At 58.5% G+C, this 26362-nt stretch carries 25 protein-coding genes; 7 read left to right on the top strand and 18 right to left on the bottom strand.

Translation table 11 applies throughout. The annotated features are described in order from the left end of the window. The first annotated feature begins 30 nt into the window (after nucleotides 1–30). Entirely contained in the window at nucleotides 31–981 is a 951-nt protein-coding gene (locus tag CBB62_00855; protein ID OUT40952.1) for a hypothetical protein, read from the top strand. Here the strand turns inward: CBB62_00855 and CBB62_00850 are convergent. The 8 genes from CBB62_00850 to CBB62_00815 all read right to left on the bottom strand — a co-directional run bounded on the left by CBB62_00850 (nucleotide 976) and on the right by CBB62_00815 (nucleotide 7533). Continuing rightward, nucleotides 976–1326, bottom strand: coding sequence for an arsenate reductase (glutaredoxin) (locus CBB62_00850; GenBank protein ID OUT40951.1), 351 nt, complete (start codon nucleotides 1324–1326; stop codon nucleotides 976–978). The two genes, CBB62_00855 and CBB62_00850, sit on opposite strands and share 6 nt — an antisense overlap. Next, a complete protein-coding gene (locus tag CBB62_00845; GenBank protein ID OUT40950.1) occupies nucleotides 1326–2378 on the bottom strand; it encodes a permease in 1053 nt (350 codons plus the stop codon). Before CBB62_00845 ends, CBB62_00850 begins: the two co-directional genes overlap by 1 nt. A 42-nt stretch (nucleotides 2379–2420) precedes the next feature. Further along, nucleotides 2421–2747: a transcriptional regulator gene (locus tag CBB62_00840; protein OUT40949.1), complete on the bottom strand. Its 327-nt coding sequence runs from the start codon at nucleotides 2745–2747 to the stop codon at nucleotides 2421–2423. A 65-nt stretch (nucleotides 2748–2812) separates the two neighbouring features. Continuing rightward, nucleotides 2813–3550 carry a hypothetical protein gene (locus CBB62_00835; protein OUT40948.1) on the bottom strand — a complete coding sequence of 246 codons (738 nt, stop codon included), beginning with the start codon at nucleotides 3548–3550 and terminating at the stop codon, nucleotides 2813–2815. An 80-nt stretch (nucleotides 3551–3630) separates the two neighbouring features. Then, nucleotides 3631–5364 carry a hypothetical protein gene (locus tag CBB62_00830; GenBank protein OUT40947.1) on the bottom strand — a complete coding sequence of 578 codons (1734 nt, stop codon included), beginning with the start codon at nucleotides 5362–5364 and terminating at the stop codon, nucleotides 3631–3633. 3 nt (nucleotides 5365–5367) lie between these two features. Beyond that, nucleotides 5368–6507, bottom strand: coding sequence for a hypothetical protein (locus CBB62_00825; protein ID OUT40946.1), 1140 nt, complete (start codon nucleotides 6505–6507; stop codon nucleotides 5368–5370). Between the two features lie 67 nt (nucleotides 6508–6574). Next, complete coding sequence (locus tag CBB62_00820; protein ID OUT40945.1) at nucleotides 6575–7075, bottom strand: hypothetical protein; 501 nt, start codon at nucleotides 7073–7075, stop codon at nucleotides 6575–6577. Between the two features lie 14 nt (nucleotides 7076–7089). Beyond that, on the bottom strand, nucleotides 7090–7533 hold the full coding sequence (locus CBB62_00815) for a hypothetical protein (protein OUT40944.1): 444 nt from the start codon (nucleotides 7531–7533) through the stop codon (nucleotides 7090–7092). Between the two features lie 271 nt (nucleotides 7534–7804). On the opposite strand from CBB62_00815, the gene CBB62_00810 reads away from it, so the two are divergent. The 4 genes from CBB62_00810 (at nucleotide 7805) to CBB62_00795 (ending at nucleotide 12281) form a co-directional block, all read left to right on the top strand. Next, a complete protein-coding gene (locus tag CBB62_00810) occupies nucleotides 7805–8605 on the top strand; it encodes a class III aminotransferase (protein ID OUT40943.1) in 801 nt (266 codons plus the stop codon). Beyond that, complete coding sequence (locus CBB62_00805) at nucleotides 8559–9890, top strand: hypothetical protein (GenBank protein OUT40942.1); 1332 nt, start codon at nucleotides 8559–8561, stop codon at nucleotides 9888–9890. Before CBB62_00810 ends, CBB62_00805 begins: the two co-directional genes overlap by 47 nt. Before the next feature lie 88 nt (nucleotides 9891–9978). Beyond that, a complete protein-coding gene (locus CBB62_00800) occupies nucleotides 9979–10875 on the top strand; it encodes a diaminopimelate epimerase (protein OUT40941.1) in 897 nt (298 codons plus the stop codon). Nucleotides 10876–10907: 32 nt separating this feature from the next. Beyond that, entirely contained in the window at nucleotides 10908–12281 is a 1374-nt protein-coding gene (locus CBB62_00795; GenBank protein ID OUT40940.1) for a tRNA (N(6)-L-threonylcarbamoyladenosine(37)-C(2))-methylthiotransferase MtaB, read from the top strand. On the opposite strand, the gene CBB62_00790 is transcribed toward CBB62_00795, so the two are convergent. Next, nucleotides 12274–13065 carry a hypothetical protein gene (locus CBB62_00790; GenBank protein OUT40939.1) on the bottom strand — a complete coding sequence of 264 codons (792 nt, stop codon included), beginning with the start codon at nucleotides 13063–13065 and terminating at the stop codon, nucleotides 12274–12276. The two genes, CBB62_00795 and CBB62_00790, sit on opposite strands and share 8 nt — an antisense overlap. Nucleotides 13066–13259: 194 nt before the next feature. Here CBB62_00790 and CBB62_00785 point away from each other — a divergent pair, with 194 nt between their 5' ends. After that, nucleotides 13260–14222: a signal recognition particle-docking protein FtsY gene (locus CBB62_00785; GenBank protein ID OUT40938.1), complete on the top strand. Its 963-nt coding sequence runs from the start codon at nucleotides 13260–13262 to the stop codon at nucleotides 14220–14222. Here the strand turns inward: CBB62_00785 and CBB62_00780 are convergent. The 6 genes from CBB62_00780 to CBB62_00755 all read right to left on the bottom strand — a co-directional run bounded on the left by CBB62_00780 (nucleotide 14215) and on the right by CBB62_00755 (nucleotide 22337). Beyond that, complete coding sequence (locus CBB62_00780) at nucleotides 14215–15405, bottom strand: hypothetical protein (protein OUT40937.1); 1191 nt, start codon at nucleotides 15403–15405, stop codon at nucleotides 14215–14217. The genes CBB62_00785 and CBB62_00780 overlap by 8 nt on opposite strands. Further along, nucleotides 15317–16039, bottom strand: coding sequence for a hypothetical protein (locus CBB62_00775; GenBank protein OUT40936.1), 723 nt, complete (start codon nucleotides 16037–16039; stop codon nucleotides 15317–15319). Before CBB62_00775 ends, CBB62_00780 begins: the two co-directional genes overlap by 89 nt. 125 nt (nucleotides 16040–16164) lie before the next feature. Further along, complete coding sequence (locus tag CBB62_00770; protein ID OUT40935.1) at nucleotides 16165–18054, bottom strand: hypothetical protein; 1890 nt, start codon at nucleotides 18052–18054, stop codon at nucleotides 16165–16167. Between the two features lie 223 nt (nucleotides 18055–18277). Then, a complete protein-coding gene (locus tag CBB62_00765) occupies nucleotides 18278–20470 on the bottom strand; it encodes a hypothetical protein (GenBank protein OUT40934.1) in 2193 nt (730 codons plus the stop codon). Nucleotides 20471–20575: 105 nt separating this feature from the next. After that, nucleotides 20576–21934 carry an ammonium transporter gene (locus CBB62_00760; GenBank protein OUT40933.1) on the bottom strand — a complete coding sequence of 453 codons (1359 nt, stop codon included), beginning with the start codon at nucleotides 21932–21934 and terminating at the stop codon, nucleotides 20576–20578. Between the two features lie 64 nt (nucleotides 21935–21998). Further along, the gene (locus CBB62_00755) at nucleotides 21999–22337 is read right to left on the bottom strand and encodes a transcriptional regulator (GenBank protein OUT40932.1); all 339 of its coding nucleotides are present in this window, start codon (nucleotides 22335–22337) and stop codon (nucleotides 21999–22001) included. A gap of 430 nt (nucleotides 22338–22767) precedes the next feature. On the opposite strand from CBB62_00755, the gene CBB62_00750 reads away from it, so the two are divergent. After that, a complete protein-coding gene (locus CBB62_00750) occupies nucleotides 22768–24045 on the top strand; it encodes a hypothetical protein (GenBank protein ID OUT40931.1) in 1278 nt (425 codons plus the stop codon). A 17-nt stretch (nucleotides 24046–24062) separates the two neighbouring features. On the opposite strand, the gene CBB62_00745 is transcribed toward CBB62_00750, so the two are convergent. The 3 genes from CBB62_00745 to CBB62_00735 are packed head-to-tail and all read right to left on the bottom strand — an operon-like array spanning nucleotide 24063 to nucleotide 26340. Next, the gene (locus CBB62_00745; protein OUT40930.1) at nucleotides 24063–24746 is read right to left on the bottom strand and encodes a hypothetical protein; all 684 of its coding nucleotides are present in this window, start codon (nucleotides 24744–24746) and stop codon (nucleotides 24063–24065) included. Continuing rightward, nucleotides 24743–25336, bottom strand: coding sequence for a hypothetical protein (locus CBB62_00740; GenBank protein OUT40929.1), 594 nt, complete (start codon nucleotides 25334–25336; stop codon nucleotides 24743–24745). Before CBB62_00740 ends, CBB62_00745 begins: the two co-directional genes overlap by 4 nt. After that, entirely contained in the window at nucleotides 25336–26340 is a 1005-nt protein-coding gene (locus tag CBB62_00735; GenBank protein ID OUT40928.1) for a tryptophan--tRNA ligase, read from the bottom strand. The genes CBB62_00740 and CBB62_00735 overlap by 1 nt, the downstream gene beginning before the upstream one ends. Nucleotides 26341–26362 lie beyond the last annotated feature (22 nt).

Raw genomic sequence — 26362 nt, 5'->3', positions numbered from 1 at the left:
CTCCCGGCAGGAAAACAAACGTCGCAACCATTGCTCAGCAACCAGCAGAAACTCCAGTGGCAAGGCATCCGCAAGGCCCCGACCGGGTTCCGGGAATTTGCCATCAATGAGAGTATGGCTGCACGCGGGCTGTCCGCCTCATCCGGCTTTATCTACCGCCTCAACCGGGCATTCGAGCTGCTGCCGCATATCCCTGTGAGTTTCCTGTCTTCTGCGCTTTGGGTCAGTGTCGATCTGGCGGTTATCGGGCCTAATCCGCTGCTCAACCTGCTGACAGCAATCCATGCCTGCCGGGCCGGAAAATCGGTGCTGATCGCCCAGATGGATGACGAGGACTTATGGCCCTACTCGCTGCTTGATACGCCGGAGATCGGGCATTTCGTGGCCCGTGCCTTCGGCTGTGACCCGGTCAAGCTGCCACCGGTCAATCCGCATCTGCCCTATGATCCTCCGGACGTGGATCATGTGGCGCGGCTGGTGGCCAATCTGTCCGCACTGTTGAACAAGGCCACATGGTCGGGGTCGATCCAGCAGCTGCCGCCGGGTCGGCAACTGACCTCGGCGGAACCGGTGCCGGCGGAAGGAGCGACCGAGGCGGCCCGGCCCTATTGGGTGCACCCTGTCAGCCACGCAGGCAGTGCCACACCGCCAGCGCTGAACAAACAGCGGTTTCTCGACCTGCTGAAGACCGCAGTGCCGAAATTGCCGATCAATGATACGGCCTCGATGAATATCGTCTTTGCCCATCGCACCGTGGTCACTGGCCCTTACTTCAATTTTGGCACCAAGGTGGATCACGAAGACGGCTATGCCTTCGATTATCCGGGCGATATTTCACCGCTGGCCACCGGGCGGCGGCTGCAGAACAGCAAGGAAGCCATCTTCCGCAACTTCATCGAGGATGTCGCCTGGCCCGGTGTGTTTTTCAGTAATCGCCGCATTGATTTTGATGTCCAGGATGTTGCGGCGGAAGACTTATAGTATCTCCAGCACGGTTTCCTTCGGGCGGCACAGGCGGGTGCCTTTTGGCGTCTCGACAATCGGTCGTTCGATCAGGATCGGATGCGCCATCATGGCATCGATCAGCTGCTCGTCGCTCAGGCTCTCATCACCGAGGCCGAGCTCATCATAGGGTGTGCCGCGCTGGCGCAGGATATCGCGCGGTCTGGCACCCATATCCTGCAGCAGGCCGATAAGCCGCTCACGGCTCGGCGGGTTCTGGAGGTAGAGCACGATTTCCGGTTCGATGCCGTGTTCGCGGATGATCTCCAGCGTATTACGCGAGGTACCGCATTTCGGGTTGTGAAAGATGGTGACGCCTGACATCAGAAGCTGCTCCAGAGTTGATAGAGAACCCCGGCGGTGAAGGAACCGACGAGGGCGAGGGCAATATAAAGCACAAATACCCGGCGTTTGACCAAGGCCCAGACGGCAATCGCCGCGGGTAATGAACTGACGCCCCCGGCGACGAGGAAGGCAAGGGCGGCACCGGGTGCCATGCCCTGTTCCACCAGCCCGCCAACCAGTGGCAGGGCGGCATAGCCGTTGAGATAGGCAGGCACCCCGACCAGTGTTGCGAGCGCGATGGGTGCCAGACCATCACCGCCGACAACGCTGGCGACCAGATCACCGGGCAGATAGGTCAGCATCAGGCTTTCGAGGATAAAGGCGAGGGTCAGCCATTTGCCGAGGAACAGTGTGGTCTTGACCGCTTCCTTGCGGAACTTCACGACCCGCTCATGCTCGCCCCAGAAGCGCCAGACCACATCCTTGCGATTGCGCACTTTGGCACCACCACAACCGCCATTGCCGACGCCTTCGCGCAGCACATCGGTAAAGCCACCGGCGAGGTGGATGATATGCACCGTATAGCCACCGAGCAGGCCGAGGCCGACCGCCGCCAGCGTCTTGGCAATGGCGAAGTCTGTACCGAGCACGCCGGTGGTCAGCACGAACATTGACGGGTCCATGACCGGTGAGGCGAGCCAGAACGCCATGACGGCAGAGAGCGGCACGCCCATCGACAACAGGGCGGCGATCAGCGGTATCACGCCGCAGGAACAGAAGGGCGAGAGACCGCCCGCCAGCGCTGCAATCAGGATCATCAGCACCGGTGATCCGGTAAAGGCACGGGCGATCAGGCCATCGGCCCCCGTTGCCCCGGCATAACCGGCAATGGCGATCGACAGCAGCAGGAAGGGGGCGACGTCAATCAGGTTGCGCCCGGCAAAGACCGCACTATCCACGGCCTGCGGCGGGTTGATGATGAACAATACCCCGATGATTGCGGCACAGGCGAGCCAGACCCGTTCCTTGGCCCAGATATAGTGCAAGGCTTCGGTCAGTTTTGATTTGGTTTGCAGGGTCAGGTCAGTCATGTCTATATCCCTAGAAATATAGTTGTTTTGGCTCAAAAAAACTCAGGCGGCGCTATCGCAAGCCAGGCTGACACCGGTGCAGCATTCGGCGGTGAGGAACCCCACGGTGCGGTTCATGGCATCATAATCCGCGCGGTTTACGATCTGGCGGCCCTGTCGTTCCTGCAGGACCAGTCCGGCATCGACCAATGCGCTCAGATGATGGGCGAGGGTTGATGGCGGGCAGCCGAGATGGGCACCGATCTCACCGACATTGAGGCCGTCATTGCCTGCCTTGACCAGCAGGCGATAAACCGCCAGCCGGGTGTCATGCCCGAGTGCGGCCAGGGCCTTGGCGATAGCAGTTGTGTCTGTGTTGGTATCAGTCATGGCCCCATATAACTATATTTCTAGTTATATGGCAATAACTCAATTCTGCTTGGCTCAGTAAGCAGTCACACCATCAGGTCGAGATAGCTGTCTGGAAGCGGGGCGCGGCCTTCGCGTTTGGCCTCTTCCTCCTCTTCTTCCTCGATCATGTGTTCGGTGATCTTGAGCAGCGTTTCGGCGAGACGCAGGATGCGCTCCAGCTCGGTCGCATCGGTGGTGCCATCCTTCTTGACCGCATGGGGGCTGTTGGCCTCTTCCTGCTCCTTTTGCTTGAGCATCTTGACCAGTTTTTCGCCCGCAGCCTTGGTGCTGTCCTTGACGCTTGCCTCGGGCGAGGCGGCGGCGGTCTCTGCCTGAATATCGGCATCTGTGCCGGTATTGGCGCTATCCGCGCTGGCGGCGGCCTGTTTTGCCTCGCTGACACTGCTGCCGGTGGTGGATGGCACGCTGCCGGTCGATCCGGCTATAGCCTTCAACTCGCGGATGGCGTCTTCCAGTTCCTTGGCGACCTGCCGCAGCGCCTCTTCCGACGCGCCGAACATCATCATCTGGCGCAGGCGTGCCTGCGCGCGCTCGACCTTTTCCTTGGCCATGGCCTCGCGTTCAGCCCGGCGTTTTTCGGGATCGTTCAGACGTTTCATCTGGTCAAGGACACGCTGGAGCTTTTCGTTCGCGCGTCTGGCATCCTTGAGGTTAAAGCTGCCGGTACCGCCCTCGACCGTATCCGCCTTTGTGCGTCGGTTGAGAGGGGTGATCAGGCTGGCGCTCGACGCACCATAGCTGCCGATACTTCCATTCGACATGATCGTTTCTCCTTCTGAGAACCGCCAGTATAGCCCGATTGTACCGGAAATGGAACGTTTGCGAATCCGGTTGCGGTCGCTCAGGCCGGGACCAGCCTGCTGTCATGCTGCCAGATATAGGGCATGGCCAGTGTCAGGGTGCAGCCCTTGCCGGGGGCGGAGACCATATCCACGGTCCCGTCCAGAGCCTCGACCGCTGCCTTGATTGCACTCATGCCGATGCCGCGCCCGGAGGTCTGGCTACTGGTGCGGGCGGTGCTGACCTCGTCATGGAACACATAACGGATCAGTTCCTGATCCGAGAGCCCGGCATCAGCATCAATGATGCCCTTCTCAACCAGCCGCTTGCGCAGTTTTTCCGTATCGATGCCGCCGCCATCATCGGTGATGATCAGAAGCAGCCATTCCGCGCCGTTTCTGTCCTCCAGCGCCGTGGTCACGGTAACCTGTCCAGCCGGGTCCTTGCCCAACTGTTGCCTGAGATTCGGGTCCTCGATGCCGTGATCGACGATATTGCGTCCGGCATGAACAAGCGACTGGATGACGTCACCATAGATGTCCATGACAATCCGGCAGTCCTGTCCCTCGAACCGCAGCGGATACAGGCGCTTGCCGACCCGGTCCGACAGCTCTTGCAATTGTAATGTGAAGCCGGACAGGCTTTCCCGGATGCTGACCGAGGCGAGTTGCTCGAGAAACAGCCGCTGGACCTGATCAGCTGTGGCACCGCCTGCCACCAGTTCATGCAGGCTGGTGCCGAATGCGGCCAGCTGGCTTGCGGGTATGGTGCGGGTGGTGCCGCGCTGCTCGAATGCCGCGCCAAACAGTTCGGCGGCGGTTTTCGATGCCTGATCGAGGTGCCTGAAAACCGGCTCCCGCTCGGTGCGGCAGATTTCGAGAGTCCGGTCACGGTTCTGCCCGGCCAGTCTGGTTTCCAGATTGTGCAGGCAATCGGCCAGATGGGTCAGGTAAAACGACCCGGCCAGCCCCTTGAAGGTATGGATATCGCGCTTGAACTGGGGCAGTGCCGCCTCGCCCGTCAATGCGCCGTCAAGGTCATCGAACAGGGCGCGCAAATTGATGATCAGGCGGATGAAGGCATTCCGGTTGCGGCTGATCCGGATGATCCGGCTGGCCTCCTTCTCCTTCTGGATGGCTTGTTTGATTGCCTGGGATTCTCGGGTGCGATCCATGGCGACCATCACGATCGCCTTCAACTGGCCATCGCTGTCGGTCACCGGTCGGTAGGATAGCAGGATATCCTTGTCGCCCTGACTGTACCGGTCGGGCGCGAGGGCCATCATGTCCTCAAAGGACATGGCGGTATCGGCATTGAACACGATGTTGAGCAGGGTCTGCATTTCCGATGCGTCACCGGCATCGAGCTGCAGCAATTCCCAGATCGCGATATCGGCGGGGCTGCGACCGAAGATATCCTTCGAGGCGCGGGAATAGACATCGGAACATATCCCATCGGCACCAAAGAACAGCAGACCCTCGCCGAGGCTCTCCATGATGGTGGAGAGCGAGTTGTTGAGTTGTGCCAGTGCCCCGTTGGCCTGATTGAGTTCTTCGGAGCTGATATTCGCGTTCCGGATATGCAGCTTTACCGTGTCGTCATAATGTTCATAGGTTTCGGCGACCTCGTCGATAAAGTCGCTCAGGCCCGCAAGACCGGCGATGGCCGGATGATCGGGTGCCACGTTCTCGCCGTCGGTCAGTTGCCGATGCAGGTCGAGAAACCCGGCATCGGCATCCGGGGTACCGAATTTGCGTTTGATCTGGCGGACGAGCTTTCGCGGTCTTTCAACCATGGATCAACGCTCGCGCAGCAGAGTCACGGTCATGGTCTGGTTGTGCAGTTCAGGGAGACCGGTTTCGGTGAACGGACAGATTTCGCCATAGGAGTAGTAGCCGATGATCGGGGCATTGACGCCGAGCACTTCCGCCACGCTCTCCACCTCGTCATCGACGCTGTTGCCCATGACGATCCGCCGACCGACACAGCTGACACAGATTGCCGCCGCCTGACCGTCGCCCCCGATGCTGTTGGCTTCCTCGGCGGCTTCCTCGGCACCATCGACCAGTGCATCATTATCCGCATGCATGAGCCGGACGAGGGCGTTTTCCGGCAGGTCACCGGCGAGGATCAGGCTGCCATTCGCCTCATCGATATCCAGAATAGTACGGATCAGGCCGGTTTCCGCCTGATCCTCCGACAGGATGGCGAAGGGATAGAGCAGACCGCTGGCCGGTAGCTCATCAGCGCGTTCGCCGAGATACTGCTTATACAGTTCGAGCGCCGACTTGCCGTCGAGTTCCTCCAGTACATTGTTCTTTGCCTTGGTCACCCGCCGGACCGGGCCGAATGCCTGCCAGCCACCGCGTGAGCCGGTACCGACCTGCAGGCTGGTGCCGTAGAAGCCGACCGCCACCACCTTGTCGGTGAAGGTATCGCCATTGAACAGGGTGCGGGTGATGCCGAATGCCGTGCCGTCACCGGCCAGACCGCCAAACACAACGGTACCATCGTCACAGACGTCACGGATGCCGTTGACGAGGGCACTGCCGTTCACGTTGAGGCCGGGTGACAGCACCATGATGGCCCGCAGATCGCTCGCCTGCAGATCGGTGGCGAGTGTCCTGCCGGCATTATACGAACCGTCCTTATCAGCCGCGATCTGTGCCGTTACCACCTTGACCGGTGTGGCATCGAATTTGATGCCCATGATCGACAGGGCGTTTTCGGTGGTGCGTTCGCTGTTGATTTCACCGGCGGTGGAGCAACCGACCACCTGTGCCCCCGGCATCGCATCACGCAGGGCCGATATCACTGCCGGGTCCTCAAGCAGGCCGCGATTGCCGAACACAATACCGAGATCCGGCTGGGCCGTGGTCAGACCGGCGAGCGACGTGCCGAAATCGCTGCCATCGGAACTGATTGTTACTACCTGCATATTTCCCCCGAGAATGCCCCTTGATCAGGGCTGATTATTGATTGTCAGGCTATTGATCCGCTCTGGTTTACCGGGCGGCACTCTTATCCGCGCCCGAGAAGCCGAGTTCCACATCCACAACCAGATGATCCTCAGCATTGTAGAAGATCAGATCGATGGTCTGATCATGCTCCTCCTCATTGAACGGCCCCTCGATGGTCGCGGGAATATCGGCGGTGAGGTTGTGGCCCTGCGCGTTGATGAATTCCTTGACCTTGCCGGTGACGATATTGGCGACCTCCGATCCCGCATCCTGCAGCACCGCCTTGTCATTCGCCATTTCCTCGCTGTAGACGGCGGTCACCAGACGTCGCATCAGGCTGTATTCAAAGCCGTAGCGTACAGTGGCGGTTTCCTCGCCGTCATGGAGGCGCACCAGACAGATGAAATCGCTGTCACAGATCTTGTCGATACCCGCCACCTCTTCGGATTTCAGCGGGATGGAGAACAGGGTATTGACGGTTGAACAGACCGTCTCGACGATAACCTTTGAGACTTGCTGCATGAATTCACGCTGGGAATCAGACATGATGAAAAGCCTTCTCAGAGTTGCCGTTTCTTTTTGAGCCAGTCCTTGATCTTGCCGACCTTCTCCACCAGCTCCTCGGCGGAAACCGGTTTGATCACATAGGCGGTGGCCCCGGCACCGATCGCATCCATGACGCTCTTGCGCTCACTCTCGCCGGTCAGCATGACAAAGGCGGTCTTGTCGAGCTCCGGGCGGGCACGGCACTGGCGCAGGAAGGTGATGCCATCCATTTCCGGCATGCCCCAATCGACGAAGACAATGTCATAGGGTTTGCCGATGGAGAGCGCATGATCGATTTTCTCAATGCCCTCGACGCCGGTTTTGGCCTCGTCAAAACTTTCGTAACCGGCGGCGGAAAGCTGCTGCGTCACCAGTTTGCGCATCAGCATGTGATCATCAACGACAAGGAATGACGGGTTATCTATCACGCCCTGTTTCGAGAGTTGGGTTTCAGTCATGGATTGGATAACCGGATTGAATATCGAGGTATGTAAAGCTGCAATCTACCTGAATTTCCGCACCCTGACCACTCACTGAAAAGTTGCGGGGAATACCAAAATGCACGGGTAGAATATGACCGCCTGTACCGCGATGGATAAACCACGCCTGGTTGCGGCTTTGTGATCAGGGATGGACTTCGGGGGTTTTGCCAAGAGCGATTGGTGGTAAGCTGATCTATGCCTTCGGGTTTTTGTTGATCGTCCTGTCCCACCTCTCCCCCTGTTACCGATGACCACTGACAATCTGCCGCCCCTGCCCGATCTGATGGTTGCGCCCAACGGCGCCCGGCGGGGCAAGATGGATCATCCGGAACTGCCGATAACGCTGGACGAGATCGTGAAGGATGCCGCCGCCTGTTTCGAGGCCGGGGCCGATGGTCTGCACCTGCATCTGCGCGATCAGGCGGGCAGGCATATCCTCGATGCCGGTATGTACCGGGAGGCGCTGGTCGAACTGCGCCGCGTGGTGCCGGGCATGGCGGTCCAGATCACCACCGAGGCTGTGGGCCTGTACGAGCCCGACCACCAGTTCGATGTGGCGCTCGAGGGCGGGGCAAAACTGGTCAGCATGGCCGTGCGTGAGGTGGCCAATGGCGGCGACCGGGATGAGAAGATCGCCCGCCGCGCCGTGATGTTCTATCGCGCCTGTCAGGAGCGCGGCATATCGGTCCAGCACATTCTCTATTCTATCCGGGATTTCATGCTGTTGGCCGAGGTGCTGCCGAGTACCATGTTCCAGACGCCGGAACTGCAACTGCTGTTCGTCCTCGGTCGGTATTCACGCGAACAAAACAGCCAGCCCCGGATGCTGACCCCGTTCATCTATCGTATGGCCGATTACGGTCTTACGCCGGACTGGATGGCCTGTGCCTTCGGTCGCGGCGAGACCGCCTGCCTCGAAAAAGCCGCCAGCCACGGCGGCAAACTCCGCGTCGGCTTCGAAAACTCGCTCTGGCACAGCGACGGCACCGTCGCGGAAAACAATGCCGAGCGGGTATCTTTTTTTTATGGAGTTAGGAAACATGGCTAATTTAAAAGATCAGTTAGAAATAAGGTTGCATGATAATAATAATAAGCGTCCAGGTGATATTAGAAATTCATTTCAGCGGGACAAGGGAAGGGTGATTCACTCCGCTGGATTCCGGCGGTTGCAAGGAAAGACTCAAGTGATGGGCGTTGGTGAGGGTGATTTTCACCGTACCAGACTTACGCATTCTATTGAGTGTGCACAGATCGGTGGGGGAATATTAGGTGTCCTAAAAAATCGAGATGGTTTATTGGACGACAATTTGCGTGCATGGTTGCCAAGTACAGATTTAATTGAAGCTGCTTGTTATGCGCATGATATTGGTCATCCGCCATTTGGCCATGGTGGCGAAATGGCTCTGCATTCAAAAATGTATAATCATGGTGGATTTGAGGGTAATGCACAAACTTTGAGAATATTAACAAAATTAGAAAAATATAGCAATTTGGGGCATGGTATTGATCCTACCAGAAGGCTTATACTATCAATTTTAAAATATCCAATTTCATATAATTTTTTTAACCCATGTGATTATAAAAATAAACCACCAAAGTGCTTTTATGAAGAAGATATGGATGTTTATGATTGGTGCGTGAGTGTTTTTGATAAATCTGATATTGAAAATTTTTCAAATACAAGTGATGGTAAATCAATTCATCACTCTTTTGACTGCTCAATTATGGAAATGGCAGATGATATTGCATATGGAGTTCATGATTTAGAAGATATTGTTGCCAGGGGATTGGCTTCTCGTGATAGCGTGGAAAAATGCCTTAGAGAAGCATTTGCCTCTATAGGCGGCAGTTACATTTATAGGGGCAAGGTGTTTAATGCAGATGTTATATGTGGAATGCTTTATAAGGATAGTTTTTCTAGAAAGACGGCGATATCAGAATTGGTAAATCTATTTATAACTAATATTTTTTTGGAAAAAAAGGAAAAATTTAATTCAGTATTATTGGATTACAAGGTTGTTATTCCTGATGATTTAGGCAGGCTTTTAAAAAGCTTTAAGGGGTTTGCTCATGAATTGGTTATTAAAAAGCCTAATGTTTTTCAATTGGAAACTAGGGGTAAACTTCTTGTTTCAAAGTTATTCGATGCTCTAATATCAAATCCAGACTCTTTGATTCCCTCTCAGTCGTGGCAAGACTTACTTGCTATAAGTGGCGGTGATAGATATCGAGCTGTTAGTGATTATATATCAGGTATGACGGATCGATATGCAGAAAAAGTATATCATAGATTGTATACTCCCGGGTTCGGAAGTAGCTCGGATGAGTTATAACCTCTCCCCGCCTGCCGCATAGGTGGTTTGCATAGGCAGCGCGGCGCTTTCATGGACTTGTCACGCGGAATTGCTACTCTGTGGCCCCATGACAGACACACTTACATTTCGCAAGATGCACGGGCTCGGCAACGACTTCGTCATCATTGACGGTCGGGACATCGATGCGTCCGCCGCTGGCCTGACCGCTGACACCATCCGCCGTATCTCCAACCGTCGCGAGGGGCTTGGCTGTGACCAGCTCATCGTGATCGAGCAGCGCAAGAACGATGGTGCCTATGCCTTCATGCGTATCCTCAACAATGACGGTTCCGAGGCCGAGGCCTGTGGCAATGCCACCCGCTGTGTCGCCGATATGCTGATGGATGAGGCCGGTACAGAGGCCGTGGTGATCGAGACCGTGGCCGGTCTGCTGTCTGCCGAGCGTACCGAAAACGGCGATGTTGCCGTTGATATGGGCGTGCCGAAACTCGACTGGCAGGCGATCCCGCTGTCCGAGGAAACCGACACCAACAAACTTCCGCTGGCGGTTGGCCCGCTGCATCATGGTGTGGCGGTCAATATGGGCAATCCCCATGCGGTGCACTTCGTCCCCGACGTTGATGCGGTGCCGCTGGAGCGTCTCGGCCCGGTGCTTGAGCATGATCCGCTGTTCCCCGCCCGCGCCAATATCGAGGCAGCGCAGATCATCGACCGCGACACGATCCGTATGCGGGTCTGGGAACGCGCGGTCGGTATTACCCAGGCGTGCGGTTCCGCCGCCTGTGCCACCATCGTTGCCGCGGTGCGCCGCGAACTGACCGAACGCAAGGTCGAGATGATCCTCGACGGCGGTTCCCTGACGCTGGAATGGCGCGAACAGGATGAGCACGTTATCATGACCGGACCGGTGGCCTATGTGGCAGAGGGGGTACTTGACCCGACCCTGCTGGGAAAGCCCCGGGCCAAGGTTAAACCGAAGCCGCAGCTCGCGGTCTCGGCATAAGGCTCATTAAACAGTCAGTGAACTCAAGGACGATGAGCGAGACAGAAACAGACCAGTCGCGCTCATCGGTTCCGACCCTCGATATCGACAGCGACGACAGCCATACCGGTGCGGTGCAAACCGCTGCCGCGATTTCGCCTGCGCGTGATGCGGTGGAGCTGGTCACCTTCGGCTGTCGCCTCAATGCCTATGAGAGTGAGGTGATGCGTGATCACGCCGCCGCTGCCGGGCTTGAGGATACGATCATCATCAATACCTGCGCCGTGACCTCGGAGGCGGAGCGACAGGCGCGCCAGACGATCCGCAAGCTGGCACGGGAACGGCCCGGCGCGAAAATCGTCGTGACCGGTTGTGCCGCCCAGATCAACCCCGACAGCTTCGCCGGTATCGAGGGCGTCAGTGCGGTCATCGGCAATGATGCCAAGATGAAGCGCGAGAGCTGGACCAATGCCCTGTTCGGCGGCGGTGACGAGCCGACGGTGCTGGTCAATGACATCATGGCTGTGCGGGAGACCGCCGAGCATCTGATCGAGGGCTTTGACGGTCGGGCCCGTGCCTTCATTCAGGTACAGCAGGGCTGTGACCACCGCTGCACCTTCTGCATCATCCCCTATGGCCGGGGCAATTCCCGGTCGGTGCCGCTCGGCGTGATTGTCGATCAGGTGCGCATGCTGGTCGAACAGGGTTTCTCTGAAGTCGTGCTCACCGGTGTCGATGTCACCAGCTATGGCCCCGACCTGCCGGGTCAGCCGACATTGGGCCAGATGATCCGCCGCCTGCTGGCGCTGGTGCCGGAATTGCCGCGCCTGCGTCTGTCATCGCTTGATCCGGTAGAGATGGATGAAGACCTCTGGCGGCTGGTCGCCGATGAGCCACGGCTGATGCCGCATCTGCATATGAGCCTGCAGGCCGGTGATGATATGGTGCTGAAGCGCATGAAGCGCCGCCATCTGCGCGCCGATGCGATTGAGATGTGCCGTCGCGCCCGCGATCTGCGCCCGGACATTGTCTTCGGTGCCGACATTATTGCCGGCTTCCCGACCGAAACCGATGAGATGTTCGAGAACACGCTGGCCTGTGTCAGCGAGTGCGACCTGACCTTCCTGCATGTCTTCCCGTACTCGCCGCGCCCCGGCACCCCGGCGGCGAAGATGCCGCAAGTGCCCGGCCCGCTGCGCAAACAGCGCGCGGCGCGGTTGCGTGAACTCGGCAACCAGCAGCTCGACAAGCTGCTCCGCACACAGGTGGGACAGACGGCGCAGGTGCTGGTGGAGAAGGACAATACCGGTCGGACCGAGCATTTCACCGAGGTTGTGATCGACGGCCCGGTTGAGGCGGGTGGCCTCTATACCGTCCAGCTCACCGGCATCGCTGACGGCAAACTGACCGGGCGGGTGATCAGCTGATCGTATAGCCGTAGGGCACGCTTTCCGGATCGTAACCAAGCAGGTCGCAAAGCGCCGTATAGTCAGGCTCAGCCTTCAACTGCCCGAAAAGCGTGCTATTGATAACCCGGCTGGCGGATCGATAGCTGGTCTTGCCGGAGGCTGCGGAATCCCCGGTGATATTTTTATAGCCGTCAAACCGGTCCTTATAGGTCGGGTCGAATTTCATATTTAGTGCCTTGCACATTTTTTCTGCTGTGCCGTCACGGTCAGAGACAAAGTCTTCGTATTTCACAAACCCCTGATCCAGAAAGTATTTGGCGTACTCCAGATAATGTTTCAGAAATTTGAGGTAACCATCCTTGTTGCTATATGCGATTTTCAGAACATCGCTGGTCTGGAATGACAGCCACATGCCGATCGGATGCCGGGCAGTGACAGTCGATGTGATTTCATAACTGTCCTGAAGTTCTTCAAGCAGTTGCGGTTTGAATTGTGGTTGGCAGTACGGTTCGCCGAAGAAGTCGATATGTGACCAATCCCGAATAACCATTGTGTGCCCCCGTGCTTCGCAAAGGGTGACCAGTTCATCAATATGCGCTTTGGCATTGTTAATATCAGTCGGGCTCCAGATTTCATTCTTTTGATCATCGGAATAATGGTTGAACCAGGTAAATGCCTGTGCCCGAATATTGACGATAAGAAAGACCGGGTGGCGCTGGTATTTTTTCAGAAGGGTTGGGCCTTGCGGATGAATTTCACTGTAAAGCTCGACATTCTGCATTGTTGCGATGCTTTTACACATAAGGGTGCCGCCGCTGCGTGATGGTGAGTGAATTATACGCAAGGTTTTCATGGTGCTTCTTTGTCTCCTGACTGCTTTGTAATCAGGTTTGATGGTTATCGTTTTGGGACCAACATTACAATTGATACAAATTTCAGCCCGAGTTTTGTGTCTGCCCCTTGCCCTCGGGCATCAGGCCCGCTACATCGGCGATCATGAGCGAACAAACCAAACAGAAAACCGGTGGCTGGCTGTCGCGGCTTGCCGGTGGCCTCTCCAAATCCTCCGACAAGATCGGCGGCGGAATTGCCGATATCTTCAGCGGTCGCCCGCTGGATGATGATGCACTGGAAGAGCTCGAGGAACTGCTGATCACTGCCGATCTCGGCCCGGCCCCGGCGGCCAAGATCGTCGCCCAGCTTGCTGGTCAGAAATTCGGTCGCAATGCCGACCCGGATGAGGTCAAGGCAGCGCTGGCGAAGATCATCGAGCCGATGCTCGAACCGGTGGTCCAGCCGCTCGAGGTCAAGACCGCGCACCGGCCCCATGTGGTGCTGGTGGTCGGCGTCAATGGCTCCGGCAAAACCACCACCATCGCCAAGCTCGCCAACCTGCTGCAGGACAACCGCTTCACCGTGACGCTCGCCGCCGGTGACACCTTCCGGGCTGCCGCGATCGAGCAGCTGAAAATCTGGGGCGAGCGCGCCAACTGTCCGGTTATCGCCCGCGATCACGGTGCCGATGCCGCCGGGGTTGCCTTCGAGGCGGTGGAGAGTGCCCGCGCCGATGGCCGCGATGTTGTGCTGATCGATACCGCCGGACGGTTGCAGAACCAGTCCAACCTGATGGCCGAGCTGGAGAAAATCTCACGAGTACTGAAAAAGCTCGACCCCGATGCGCCGCACAGCACCGTGCTCGTGCTCGACGCCACAGTTGGCCAGAACGCCTTCAGTCAGGTCGAGGCATTCCAGAAAATCGCCAATGTCACCGGCCTCGTGGTGACCAAGCTCGATGGCTCGGCCCGTGGTGGTGTGGTGATCGGCCTCGCCGAACGGTTCGGCCTGCCGGTCCATGCCATCGGTGTCGGCGAAGGCATCGACGACCTCCGCCCCTTCACCGCCGCCAGCTTCGCCCGCCTGCTCGTCGGCCTGCCACCGGATGCAGATCAGGCTACATAGCCGCTCTGATGCGTAACATGGCTTCCTCGATCACCGGCAGGTCGTGGACGAGGGCGACGCGGATGTAGTTTTTGCCGGGGTTGCTGCCGTCGGGCATGTCTTTGCCGAGGAAGGCACCGGGCAGGACGCGCAGGCCCTGCTCGCGCCAGAGTTTCTCGGTCATGGCGATGCTGTCACCCACATTGAGCCAAGCGAAAAAGCCGCCTGCCGGTATCTGCCAGTCGGTGGCATCCTGCAGGATATGATGCGCGGTCTCGAACCGGGTGCGGTAACCGGCGCGGATTTCGGCGGCGTGGTCATCATCGTTCCAGAGAGCGGTGGCGGCGGCGACCAGTGGCAGCGGCATGACCGCTGCACCATAGCTGCGCAAGCGTCTGAACTTGGCGATCAGGGCCGGATCACCGGCGATAAAACCGGCACGCAGCCCGGCGGCGTTGGAGCGTTTCGACAGGCTGTGACAGATGATCAGATTGCTGAAATCGCCATTTGCCGCCTGCACCGCGCCATCAGGCGGGGTCTCGCCGAGATAGACATCGGCGTAGCATTCATCGGCAATCAGCACAAAATCATGGGTCCGTGCCAGTTCCAGCGCCCGTTTCAGATAGGCGAGATCGGCAGCCGCCCCTTCCGGGTTTGACGGCGTGCACAGATACATGAAGGCAGCCCGGTCCATTACCTCTGCCGGGATTGCCTCGAGATCGGGCAGGAAACCGGTTTCGGCGGTGGCGGGCAGGTAATGCAGCTTTGCCCCCGCCATTACGCCCGCACCCTCATAGACCATATAGGCCGGGTTCGGCAGCAGGGCGAGCGGCTGGTTGCCGTCCGCATTAGTGGCCGGGGTCAGGAGCTGGGCGAGGAAATACAGCGTTTCCTTGGTGCCCGGCACGGCGAGGATATGGCGGTCGGGATCGAGGCTGTCCGCGGCAGCACCATAGCGCCGAACCAGCCAGTTCCGCGCCGCCAGCCGGTATTCCGGTGTGCCGTCAACCGGCGGGTATTTGCCCCAGAGATGGGCGTTCTCGGTGATGATCTCGTTCATCCAGAGCGGTGGCACGCCCTGCGGCTCACCGATGGTCAGGTTGAGCGGTGCACCGTTATGGGCCGGTGTTACCGGGTCGAGCAGGTCGCGCAGGCGCTGGAACGGATAGTCGGGAAGCTGGTCGATCAGCGGGTTGGTCGGCATGGGGCGGGCCACTCATGGTTGGGAAATCGAACATCCGTTCGGCATAGGATCGTGCGGTCGCGGCACGGGAGGGCATTTTATGTGATCCTGTCCCAAACAGCAGGATTGGCAAGGATTTTTGTCCGGCCTGATGCAGCCCGGTAATCACAGTGCCGAGATCATCGAGCGACAGCCCGTCCATATTGCCGATGGTAACTGCGATAGCCTTGCCATTGGCCTTCGCCGCCTTGCCGAGTTCGGCGAGCAGCTCCGGCACATCGAGGCTCACCATGCCGCTGTCGGCAATGCCCGGTTCGGTCTCACCGAGCGGCACCGGTTGCGCGGTCAGGCCATGGGCGCGCTTGAAGCCGTTGAGCACGCGCCGCGTCATCCCGCTTTCCGGCAGCTGCTCAAGCACCTGTTCGGCTGCACTGGCAATGCGCTTCACGAGTGGAGCCTTCCCGTCAGTGCCGTCGAGCGGCAGCAGGATCGCACCGCTTTCCGAGGCGGCGGCGGTGATCTCTCTGAGCATCTCCCGTCGCGCAGATGCCTTGTCGGCGAGTGCGATCAGGCTGCGCCCGTGACGGCCATTGCAGGCGCGGATCACGGCGATGTCTACAGCGTCCTGCAGGGGTGATTTTGGCTCGGGTGACATGGTGCGGGGTCGGGAACAGTGAAACTGATCCGGTTTCTTAAACCCTCTGCAGTAAAGCGCCAAGCAAAAGGCCCGACATATGGGCCGGGCCTTTTACTGATTTGTTGTAAGGGGTAATCGCTGCCTCAGGCGGCGGCAACTGCCTGCAGGAACTCCGTAATGCGGGTGCGCATGTCGCTGGTCTGGGTCGCCATGGCATTGCTGGCGGTCTTGACCTGTGTTGACGCCTCGCTGGTCTGGTTGATGGCATCATCGACCGAGGCCATGTTGTCGGCCACCTCCTGTGTGCCATTGGCCGCTTCCTGCACGCTGCGGTTGATTTCAGCCGTGGCGCTGCTCTGCTCGGTGATCGCGGCGGCGATGGAACCGGTATAGTCGCTGACCGCCTCCACATGCTGGGCGATTTCGGCAATCGCACTGACCGCATCGGTGGTGGTGGTCTGGATACCGATGATCTGCTGGCTGATCTCCTGCGTTGCCTGTGCCGTCTGGTTGGCCAGTGTCTTGACCTCGGCGGCGACGACGGCGAAGCCCTTGCCGGCATCACCGGCGCGTGCAGCCTCGATCGTGGCGTTGAGGGCGAGCAGGTTGGTCTGCTCGGCGATATCCTGGATCAGGGTAATCACCGCCTCGATCTGTTTGGAGGCCTCATCGAGGGTGGCAATCCGTTGACGGGCGGTAGCGGCAGAGTCAGTCGCGGTTTCTACCACATTGGTGGTCCGTTCGATCTGTTCGGAAATCTCCCGGATCGAGACGCTCATCTGCTCACAGGCCGAGGCGACGCTCTGGACATTCTCTGACGCATCACCGGCAGCCCGGCTGGAGTTCTTGGACTGGTCAGCCGAGGTGAGCGCCAGTGACGCCATGTGTTCGGCCAGTGTCTCGACCTCGTTCAGCTCCACATCCACCTGCTGCAGGGTTTCCTCGATCCGGGTGCGGAACTCGCCGATCAGGTTGTCGACGATGTCCTGCCGGGCCTGCATCTTGTCGGTCATCGCACGCAGTGGCTTCACGATCGAGCGGCTGATGATATAGGCCGCAGCACTGGTGCCGAGCATGGACAGGATGGTGAGCAGGATCTCCCGCCACAGCACGGCGCTTTCCGTCTCGATATGACCATTGATCAGGGTTTCCGTATCCTTGATGGCAAGTTCCTCGATGCTCTTCAGATCCTCGATGCGGGCGGTGCTGGCGGCAAACCACTGGGGTGCCGTGACGGCCACGACGCTGGCGCTGAAGGGTGAATTTTTCACCGCATTGACCATCTTCTCATAATCGGGATGGCTGCTGATATGCTGACGGAACAGTTCGGCATTTGATGTATTGGTGTTCACCATGAATGTTTCAAAGTAGCTGATCTGCTTTGCATTCAGGGTCAGGAACTTCTGATAGACACCCGGTGTGAATTGTCCGGCACCAAAACCGGTGGCCCCGGCGGCACGTTCGAGACCGGCAATCTCCTTGCCATGGCTGAGGGCATTGAATGCCTCGATGCTGCGGACCAGATCGGTATGGCTGGTGACACTGACCATGCTTTCGGTGATGTGCAGCAAGGCATTGATGATACCGGTATAATACCGCGCCATATCCGGGACGGCTGTGGCAAGTGCCGTGACGGTACCGCGCATGGTGCCGATGGAGGTCAGCTCGGCGGCGGCATCATTGGCGTGTTGCGCCATACCAGCGGGCAGTTTCTCGCCATAGAGACCGATCAGGATATTGTTGAACTGTTTCAGCGCCTCGTCACTGTCTGCACGTTTTTGCGGCAGGGTGTCGGCGAAGGCCTTGCCACCGGATGCGATATGCCCTGCCGACTGGCCGCGTTCGACCTGCAGCGTATGGATCAGCTCTGCCACGATCGGCATCAGTCGCAGCAGCTCGGCATTGGCTTCGGTCTGCTTGATGACCGAAGCGCTGTCATGGATGGTTTTTGCCTGCATGGTGGCGAGTGCTACCAACGGAATGGAGCACAGAAGTACGATGCGGGCTTTGATGGACAATCGCTTCAGTATCATGGTGCTGCTCTTTTGTTTGTTTTCGTAGGTCTGGCGCCGGTTCAGGAAGTGATCCGACTGAATATTACCTATTAGTTTCACCGGATATGGTTGCTGAAAGGTTATTTAAACCAAGATAAACGCCGGAAATTTCGACCAGCCCCGAAATGCCGACCACACACAAAAAGAACCCGGCCGATTGCGCGGCCGGGCAAGGGGAAGAGAGGATGTCTAGGGTTGTGTTCTAGGCGGCGGAAACCGACTGCAGGAACTGTGTGACCCGGTCGCGCATGACGCCGGTCTGCTCGACCATGGCCATACTCGCTGATTTGACTTTGGTTGAAGCCTCCGATGTCTGGGCGATGGCCTCATCAACATGCATCATGTTTTCGGCTGCCAGATTGGTACCGCTCGCCGCTTCCTGTACGCTGCGGTTGATCTCACCGGTTGTGCTGCTCTGTTCGGCAATCGCGGCTGCGATGGAACCTGTGTATTCGCTGACCGATTCCACATGCTGGGCGATCTCGGCGATGGCACTGACCGCGTCATTGGTTGAGCCTTGAATGCCGCTGATCTGCTGGCCGATATCCTGTGTTGCCTGCGCCGTCTGGTTGGCGAGGTTCTTGACCTCGGCAGCGACAACGGCAAAGCCCTTACCGGCATCACCGGCGCGCGCAGCCTCAATCGTGGCGTTGAGGGCGAGCAGATTGGTCTGCTCGGCGATATCCTGGATCAGGGTAATCACTGCCTCGATCTGTTTTGCGGATTCATCAAGTGAGCTGATCCGATCCCGTGCCGTCATGGCCGATCCGGTGGTGGTTTCCACGACGCCCTTGGTGCGCTCGACCTGTTCGGAAATCTCGAGGATCGCTGCGGTCATTTCTTCGGAGGCAGAAGCAACGCTCTGTACGTTGCTGGAAGCGGTTTCCGCAGCACGGCTGGAACTTCTCGACTGATCGGCAGAGCTTTGCGCGAGGGCAGACATCTGTTCGGCAAGATCCAGTACCTCGTCGATCTGGGCATCCACCTGTTTCAGTGTCTGATCCATTTCTTCACGGAATTCACCAATCAGGCGATCGATGGCGTCCTGGCGTTCCTGTTTCTGGCTGTTTTCCGACGCGGTGATCTGTTCGAGCTTGATCCGCTCGATGGCGTTTTCACGGAAGACCAGAACGGTCTGGGCCATATCGCCGATCTCATCGGCGCGGTCGGTGGCATCAACCTCGACCTCGGTATTGCCATCGGCAAGGCGGCGCATGGTGTCGACCAGCCCGGTCAGCGGCTTGGTCACGGTGCGTGATGAGGCATAACCGGCGGCGGCAGCAAACAGGATGGCTCCACCTGTAATTGCGGCAATAAGCCATCCGAGATTGGCGATCATGGCATAGGCCTCGCGGTTTTCCTGAACCGCAACCAGTTGCCATGTGACGCCGTGAAATTCGAATGGTGTCGCGGCGAAGTGCATTTCGGCATTCCGGTATTTGTGGGATGCGCCGAAACTGGTTGTGTCATTGGCACTGCTGGCATCGGCAACCGGGTCGAAACCCGCAGCAGTTGCCAGCACATCATTCACATCTGGGCTGAACCGGGAGTCATTGCGCAACAGGCCATCATCGCCGACCAGCAGCAACTCACCGGTTTCGCCAAGGCCGTCCGGTGCGGCCATGATGTTGCTTAACTCGTCGATCGGCATCTGCAGGGCGAGTACGCCAATAACCTCGCCACCGAGATTGACGACCGGTGTCGAGATAAAGCCTGCCGGGGCGTTGGCGCTTGGGGCATAGGGTTGGAAGTCGGTGAATGCCACCTTGCCGGCCTCGCCAGCCTTCATGGCCTCACGGAACACGGTGCCAAGGTCGGTTTTTGCCCATTGACCGGGATTGCTGTCGCCGAAATTGGTGGCGAAATCCAGTTCCTTGAACACGGAGTAGACGAGATTGCCCTCTGCATCGAACAGGAAGACGTCGTAGTACCCGCCATCCTGCTGGAACTTATGGAACCACGGATGGAACCAGGCATGGATGACATCATAGGTCGTGCCGGTTCCGGCATCGTCGAGCATGTCCTTTTGCCCGGTCGGGTTCGGGTTATTGGTGATATAGGCGGATTGCAGCTTTTCGGTCTGGTTGCCGCGCAGTTCCTTCCAGGCATCACGGAAGGATTCCACGGCGGTTACCGTATTCGGATTACCGGCCGTGAGCAGCAATTCGCGCTCGATTGATTCCATGCGCGCATGAACGCTCTCTGCCGCCTTTCTGGCAACAGCCTCGAGCCGGTTGTCGGTCTGTTGTGCCACGCCCTTGCTGGCGATGAGGAAGCAGGCGGCACCCATGGTGATTGCAACCAGCGCGGCGACAGACACTGTAACCAGCGGGAGTTTGACGGTGAGTTTGAGTTTCTTCAGCATTTGGCGTTCTCGCACATCTTTTGACGACATCGGAACGAGCGTAACGATCCGCGCTTAACAAAGGATTTAAGCCACGGCACAAAAAAAGCCCGGCTGCTGCCAGCCGGGCTCTCTTTTGCATATATTGCGCGGGATTTAGCCGATGGTTTGTGAACCGTGGCCGAATTCCGGATAGGCTTCCATGCCGAGCTCTGCCTTGTCGAGGCCGCTTTCCTCGTCTTCTTCGGAGACGCGGATGCCGATGGTGAACTTCAGGGCAAACCAGACAATCGCGCTGGTGATAGACACGAAGATGGCAACGGCAACGATACCGGTGATCTGGACGACTAAGTCACCGGAACCGAAGATGGCAACCGCGAGGGTGCCCCAGATACCGGCAACAAGGTGAGCAGAGATCGCACCGACCACATCGTCGATTTTAAGCTTGTCGATGGCAGGAACGGCGAGAACCACCAGAACACCACCGATTGCGCCGACGATGATTGACATCAGGCCAACCTGCAGATCAGGACCGGCAGTGATGGAAACCAGACCGGCAATGGCACCGTTGAGGGCCATGGTCAGATCAACCTTCTTGAACATCAGTTGGCTGACGATCATGGCAGCAACAACACCGCCACAGGCAGCGAGGTTGGTGTTCACGAACACGATAGCCATGGCAGAGGCATCAAGCGCAGAGCCGAGAGCCAGCTGTGAGCCGCCATTGAAGCCGAACCAGCCGAGCCACAGGACGAAGGTACCGAGCGTGGCCAGCGGCAGGTTTGCGCCGGGCATCGGGTTGATGGAACCATCGGCGTTGTACTTGCCTTTACGAGGTCCGAGGATCAGGGCACCGACGAGGGCAGCCCAGCCGCCGACAGAGTGCACAATGGTTGAACCGGCGAAGTCGCTGAAGCCCATTTCAGAGAGCCAGCCGCCGCCCCAGGTCCATGAACCCTGGATCGGATAGATGATCGCAGACAGGATCGCCGCGAAGATCAGGAATGGCCACAGCTTGATACGCTCGGCCAGCGTGCCGGAAACGATCGACGCTGCGGTAGCAACGAACACCATCTGGAAGAACCAGTCAGACATGACCGAGTAACCGTTTTCGGTCACGGCAGCGATCAGTGCCGGGGTGGCTTCATCGGCATTGAGCAGCGCCAGTTCGGCAGCCGAAGTGTCATAGAGGAATGAGAATGAGCCGATGTAACCGCTGACATCGGTGTACATCAGGTCATAGCCGAGCAGGTAATACATGATACCGGCGATGGCATAGAGCGCGATATTTTTCAGGCAGATGGTGGCGGTGTTTTTGGACCGGACCAGGCCGCTTTCGAGCATTGCGAAACCGGCAGCCATCCACATGACGAGGGCGCCGCAAACGAGGAAAGAGAAGGTGTTGAAAATAAACGCGGTCTCGTCAGAGACGGCCGCCGCCGCATAATCGGAAGGCAGCATGAAGGCGAGGATACCCGCACCCATCATGGCCATTTTTGTCATAGGGGATTTCATTGCTGAAAATACTCCGTCGATGGTTATCTGTTTGAATGGGAAGTCGATCGAATGATCTGATGGGTTAGACCGCTTCTGCGTCGGTTTCGCCGGTGCGGATGCGAACGGCCTTGGCAACGTCGAGGACGAAGATTTTGCCGTCGCCGATGCGACCGGTGTTGGCAGCTTTCTGGATCGCTTCAACGGCCTGATCGACGAGTTCGTCGGTGACCACGATTTCCAGCTTCACCTTGGGCAGAAAGCTGACGGAATATTCCGCGCCACGATAGATTTCGGTCTGGCCTTTCTGACGGCCGAAGCCCTTGACTTCGCTGACGGTTAAGCCTTCGACGCCGAGTGCGGTCAGTGCCTCACGGACATCGTCGAGCTTGAATGGTTTGATGATTGCATAAATCAGTTTCATTGGGTGTGCCCCTCATGCCGCCGTTGTTGGTACCGGTACCGCCGCCTTGAGAACCAATGCTCGAGGGAAAAACGGTCCGGACATGAACTCGGCAAGTTGTTTTACGATTTGCCGGGCAACCTAATACAAGATGCGTGCCGGAATTGTGCACAGCAGCAACTTTGCTTTAGTATATTGTTTTTGCGGGATAAATTGGCGTTGCAAATTTTGATGTCACAATCTTGCTGCCCATAATAAGTGCAAAATTGCCATTAGGACCTGCTGAAATGATGAAAATTTGTGCAGTTGATTGTTCTGACGCCAATTGGTGCGGCCAAGAGGTTCAGGGGTCTGCGACACTTCCTCACCCCGGTTTCTGGTGCCAAATGCCCATATTCACGCTATGACTCCTGTCGTTCCGGGGAGCACCAGCCGATTGGATAAGACGGCCATGACAACAAGAAAATCCACGAACCAGAAAGCATCCGACAGCCCTGCTGTCCTGCAAACCGAGGTCATCATCGTTGGTGGCGGGCTTGCGGGTATGACCTTTGCCGCGCTGCTCGGTACTGCCGGTGTCGGTTGTGTTTGTATCGACAAGCAGGATACGCCGACCATGACCCATCGTCGCTATGACGGGCGGACCACGGCGATTTCGCTGGCCAGCCGCCGGGTGCTGGAAGCGGCGGGTATCTGGTCACTGGTCATGGAAGCCGGGCAGGCGGAACCGATCAAAGACATTCGCATCACTGATGATTTCGCGCCGATATTCCTCAATTTCGACAGCAGCGATGTGGGTGACGAGCCGTTCGGCCATATCGTCGACAATCTCGATCTGCGCTACCGCATGATGCAGCGGATCGAGCAGCTGGCCGGTGTCACGCTGATCAATGGCTGTGGCGTCACCGATTATCAGCGCGATGACAATACCATGACCGTGACCCTCGATAACGGTCAGCAGATTACCGCGCCCCTGCTGGTTGGCGCTGATGGTCGTGGCTCACCGACCCGCGAATGGGCCGGGATCGGCACTGATCGCTGGCAGTACAACCAGACCGCGATTGTCTGCAACGTCACCCATACGGTGCCCCATGACAATCTGGCGCTCGAGCACTTCATGCCATCCGGCCCGTTTGCCGTGCTGCCCCTGCCGGATACCGAGGCAGGCAAGCCGCGTTCCTCCGTGGTCTGGACCAAGCGGCCCCATGAGGCGAGCAGCATCGTTGCCCTCGATGAGGACGGGTTCAATGCCGAGCTGCAGGCGCAGTTCGGTGACTATCTCGGTGCGGTTGCGGTCGATGGCGGTCGCTTTACCTATCCGCTCAGCGTGCTTCATGCCCGTGCCTATGTCGCACCGCGGCTGGCGCTGGTGGCCGAGGCAGCCCATGCCATTCACCCGATTGCCGGGCAGGGTCTCAATCTCGGCATGCGGGATATTGCAGCGCTGACCGAGCTGATCGTGGATGCCAAGCGGTTGGGGCTCGATATTGGTGCGGCCTCATTGCTGACCCGCTATCAGCGCTGGCGGCGGCAGGACAATGTCACCCTGCTGGTCGTGACCGATGGGCTGAACCGCCTGTTCTCCAATGATGTCCGCCCGATCAAGCGGCTGCGGCAGGTTGGCCTCGCGCTGGTCGAGCGGATGCCACCGGCCAAGCGGTTCTTCATGCGCCATGCCATGGGTAGTGTCGGCAGCCTGCCGCGCATCGTCCGGGGCGAGGCGCTCTGAAGCGGTGTTGATCGGCTCTAGTTCTGGCGCTGGCCGTAGGGACGGCAGCGGGTTGCGCCGGTTGCCTCATCGGTCACCAGGCGACCGGTATCCTCAATCACCAGATAAACATCGCTGACCGCGCCATTGTCGCCGTTGGTCAGTGGTGTGACGGTCAGGGTGGCTGGTTCCCCGGTCCGGATCAGGCGTTCGAGGCGTACTTCCCGCGCCGGGATCGTGCTGCGTTTGCCGCCGAGCAACGGCACCGGCTTGCCGCGATAGAGCATAGGCTCGACATTGCCGACCGCGATCACCTGATCACGTTCCGGCTGGGTTACCTCAATCAGCAGGAAGTTCTCCACCTCAATCGGCAGGACGCCATCATCATCCCCGGCGAGGAAGGCGGCCTGACACTGGCCGAGGCTGAACTGCACCTGTGCCGGTGAGCTGAGGAAATACGGGCGGCGGCTGTAACCGGCGGTCTGGACCTCAACCCCCAGATGCGGATGCGACCGGAAATTCAGCACCGGCTGACGCGGCACCGCATCGAGCAGTTTGATGTCGTCAGAGGATGGCGGGTTGATAACGTCAAACGCCCCGGCGAAGCTCGGTATCTCCGGTGCATCGACATCCAGCCCCATTTCCTGCAATTCGGCACAGCCGCTCAGCAGGGCAACGCCGGTCAGGGTAGAGGCCAGCCAGATTGACAGCTTCTTGATCATGGCGCGGCGCAGCTTTCCTTGGCCCAGTCGCTGTCCGGGTAATCAACGATCAGATAGATCGGCGTCGACTGTGCGATGGTGCCGAGATCCATCGGCACGGCCCCGACCATGGTGACGGTGCAGGCCGGAATGAAGTCGGTGAGGTCGAGCGCACCCGCCGGGATCGGCATGTGGTCATAGATGCTATCGATGGGAATGCCCTGACGACGTACCAGACCGATCTCACCGGCAACCAGCTGGCGGATGCCGGATGGTCTGGACGGGTCCTGAACCTCGATCAGCAGGAAGTCATCAACCTCGATCGGGGCGGTGCCATCCGCTGAACCAGCGAGATAGACCCGGCTGCCGGGTGCTCGGCGAACCGGTGCGGCCCCCGGTTCGATCATCGGCACCGGCATGATCTTACTATCATTGGGCATCTCAACCGTGAACCGTCGATCCTCGGCAAAGCCGATCAGCGCCGAGCCGGTCTGCGGGATTGCCGGCACCAGCTTCGCGGCACCAACATCATGGATGGTGTTGCCACAGGCCGTCAGCAGAAACAGTGCCGCAACGGGTAGGGCGGTGGTGAGAGCTGGCAGATACCGCATTATCGGATGCCCATGATCTTCTGGGTTTCGGCGAGGACAGGTGCGGCAATATCATTCGCCTTCTCAGCCCCCAGATCAAGAATCCGGTCGATCTCGCTCATATCGGCGAGCAGCTCATTCATCCGGGTGGTGATCGGTGCCAGCTTGTCCACCGCCAGATCGGCAAGACCCTGCTTGAGGGCCGAGAACTGGCCGCCGCCATATTGTTTCAGCACGGCTTCCCGGCTGGTATCGGCCAGTGCTGCATAAATGGTGATAAGGTTGGCAGCTTCCGGGCGACCTTCCAGTCCCTCGGCCTCGCTCGGCAGGGCGTCGGGATCGGTCTTGGCCTTGCGGAACTTGAGCGCGATGTCGTCGGCGGTGTCAGTCAGGTTGATCCGGCTGTAATCCGACTGGTCGGATTTGCTCATCTTCGAGGTGCCATCACGTAAGGACATGACGCGGGTGGCCTCGCCCAGAATCTGCGGCTCCGGCAGCGGGAACTGTTCAACGCCATAGCGGTGGTTGAAGCTGGTGGCAATCTCGCGCGCCAGTTCAAGGTGCTGTTTCTGATCCTCGCCGACCGGCACATGGGTTGCCTTGTACAGCAGAATGTCGGCGGCCATCAGGACCGGATAGGCATAGAGGCCGAGCGGGGCCACTTCCTTCTTCTTGCCGGCTTTTTCCTTGAACTGGGTCATACGGTTGAGCCAGCCCATCGGGGTCAGGGTGGAGAACAGCCAGGCAAGTTCGGAATGACCGGAAACCCGGCTCTGCTGGAAGATCGTGCAATGGGCGGGGTCGATCCCGGCTGCGATATAGGCAGCGGTCAGTTCGCGGACATTGCGGCGCAGCTCTGCCGGGTCCTGCGGTACAGTGATGGCGTGCAGATCGACGATACAGAAGATGCTGTCATAGTCCCGTTGCAGGGCGACCCAGTTCCGCAGCGCGCCAAGGTAATTGCCAAGGTGCAAGCGGTTGGTCGGCTGCATGCCTGAGAAGATGCGACGGGATGCGCTGGTCATGATCTGGGGTCTTTTCAAACAG

The sequence above is a fragment of the Micavibrio sp. TMED2 genome, assembly GCA_002168225.1.
Lineage (GTDB): Bacteria > Pseudomonadota > Alphaproteobacteria > TMED2 > TMED2 > TMED2.
The sequence above is the reverse complement of the archived record's forward strand: the minus strand, read 5'-3'. Positions and strand labels throughout refer to the sequence as shown.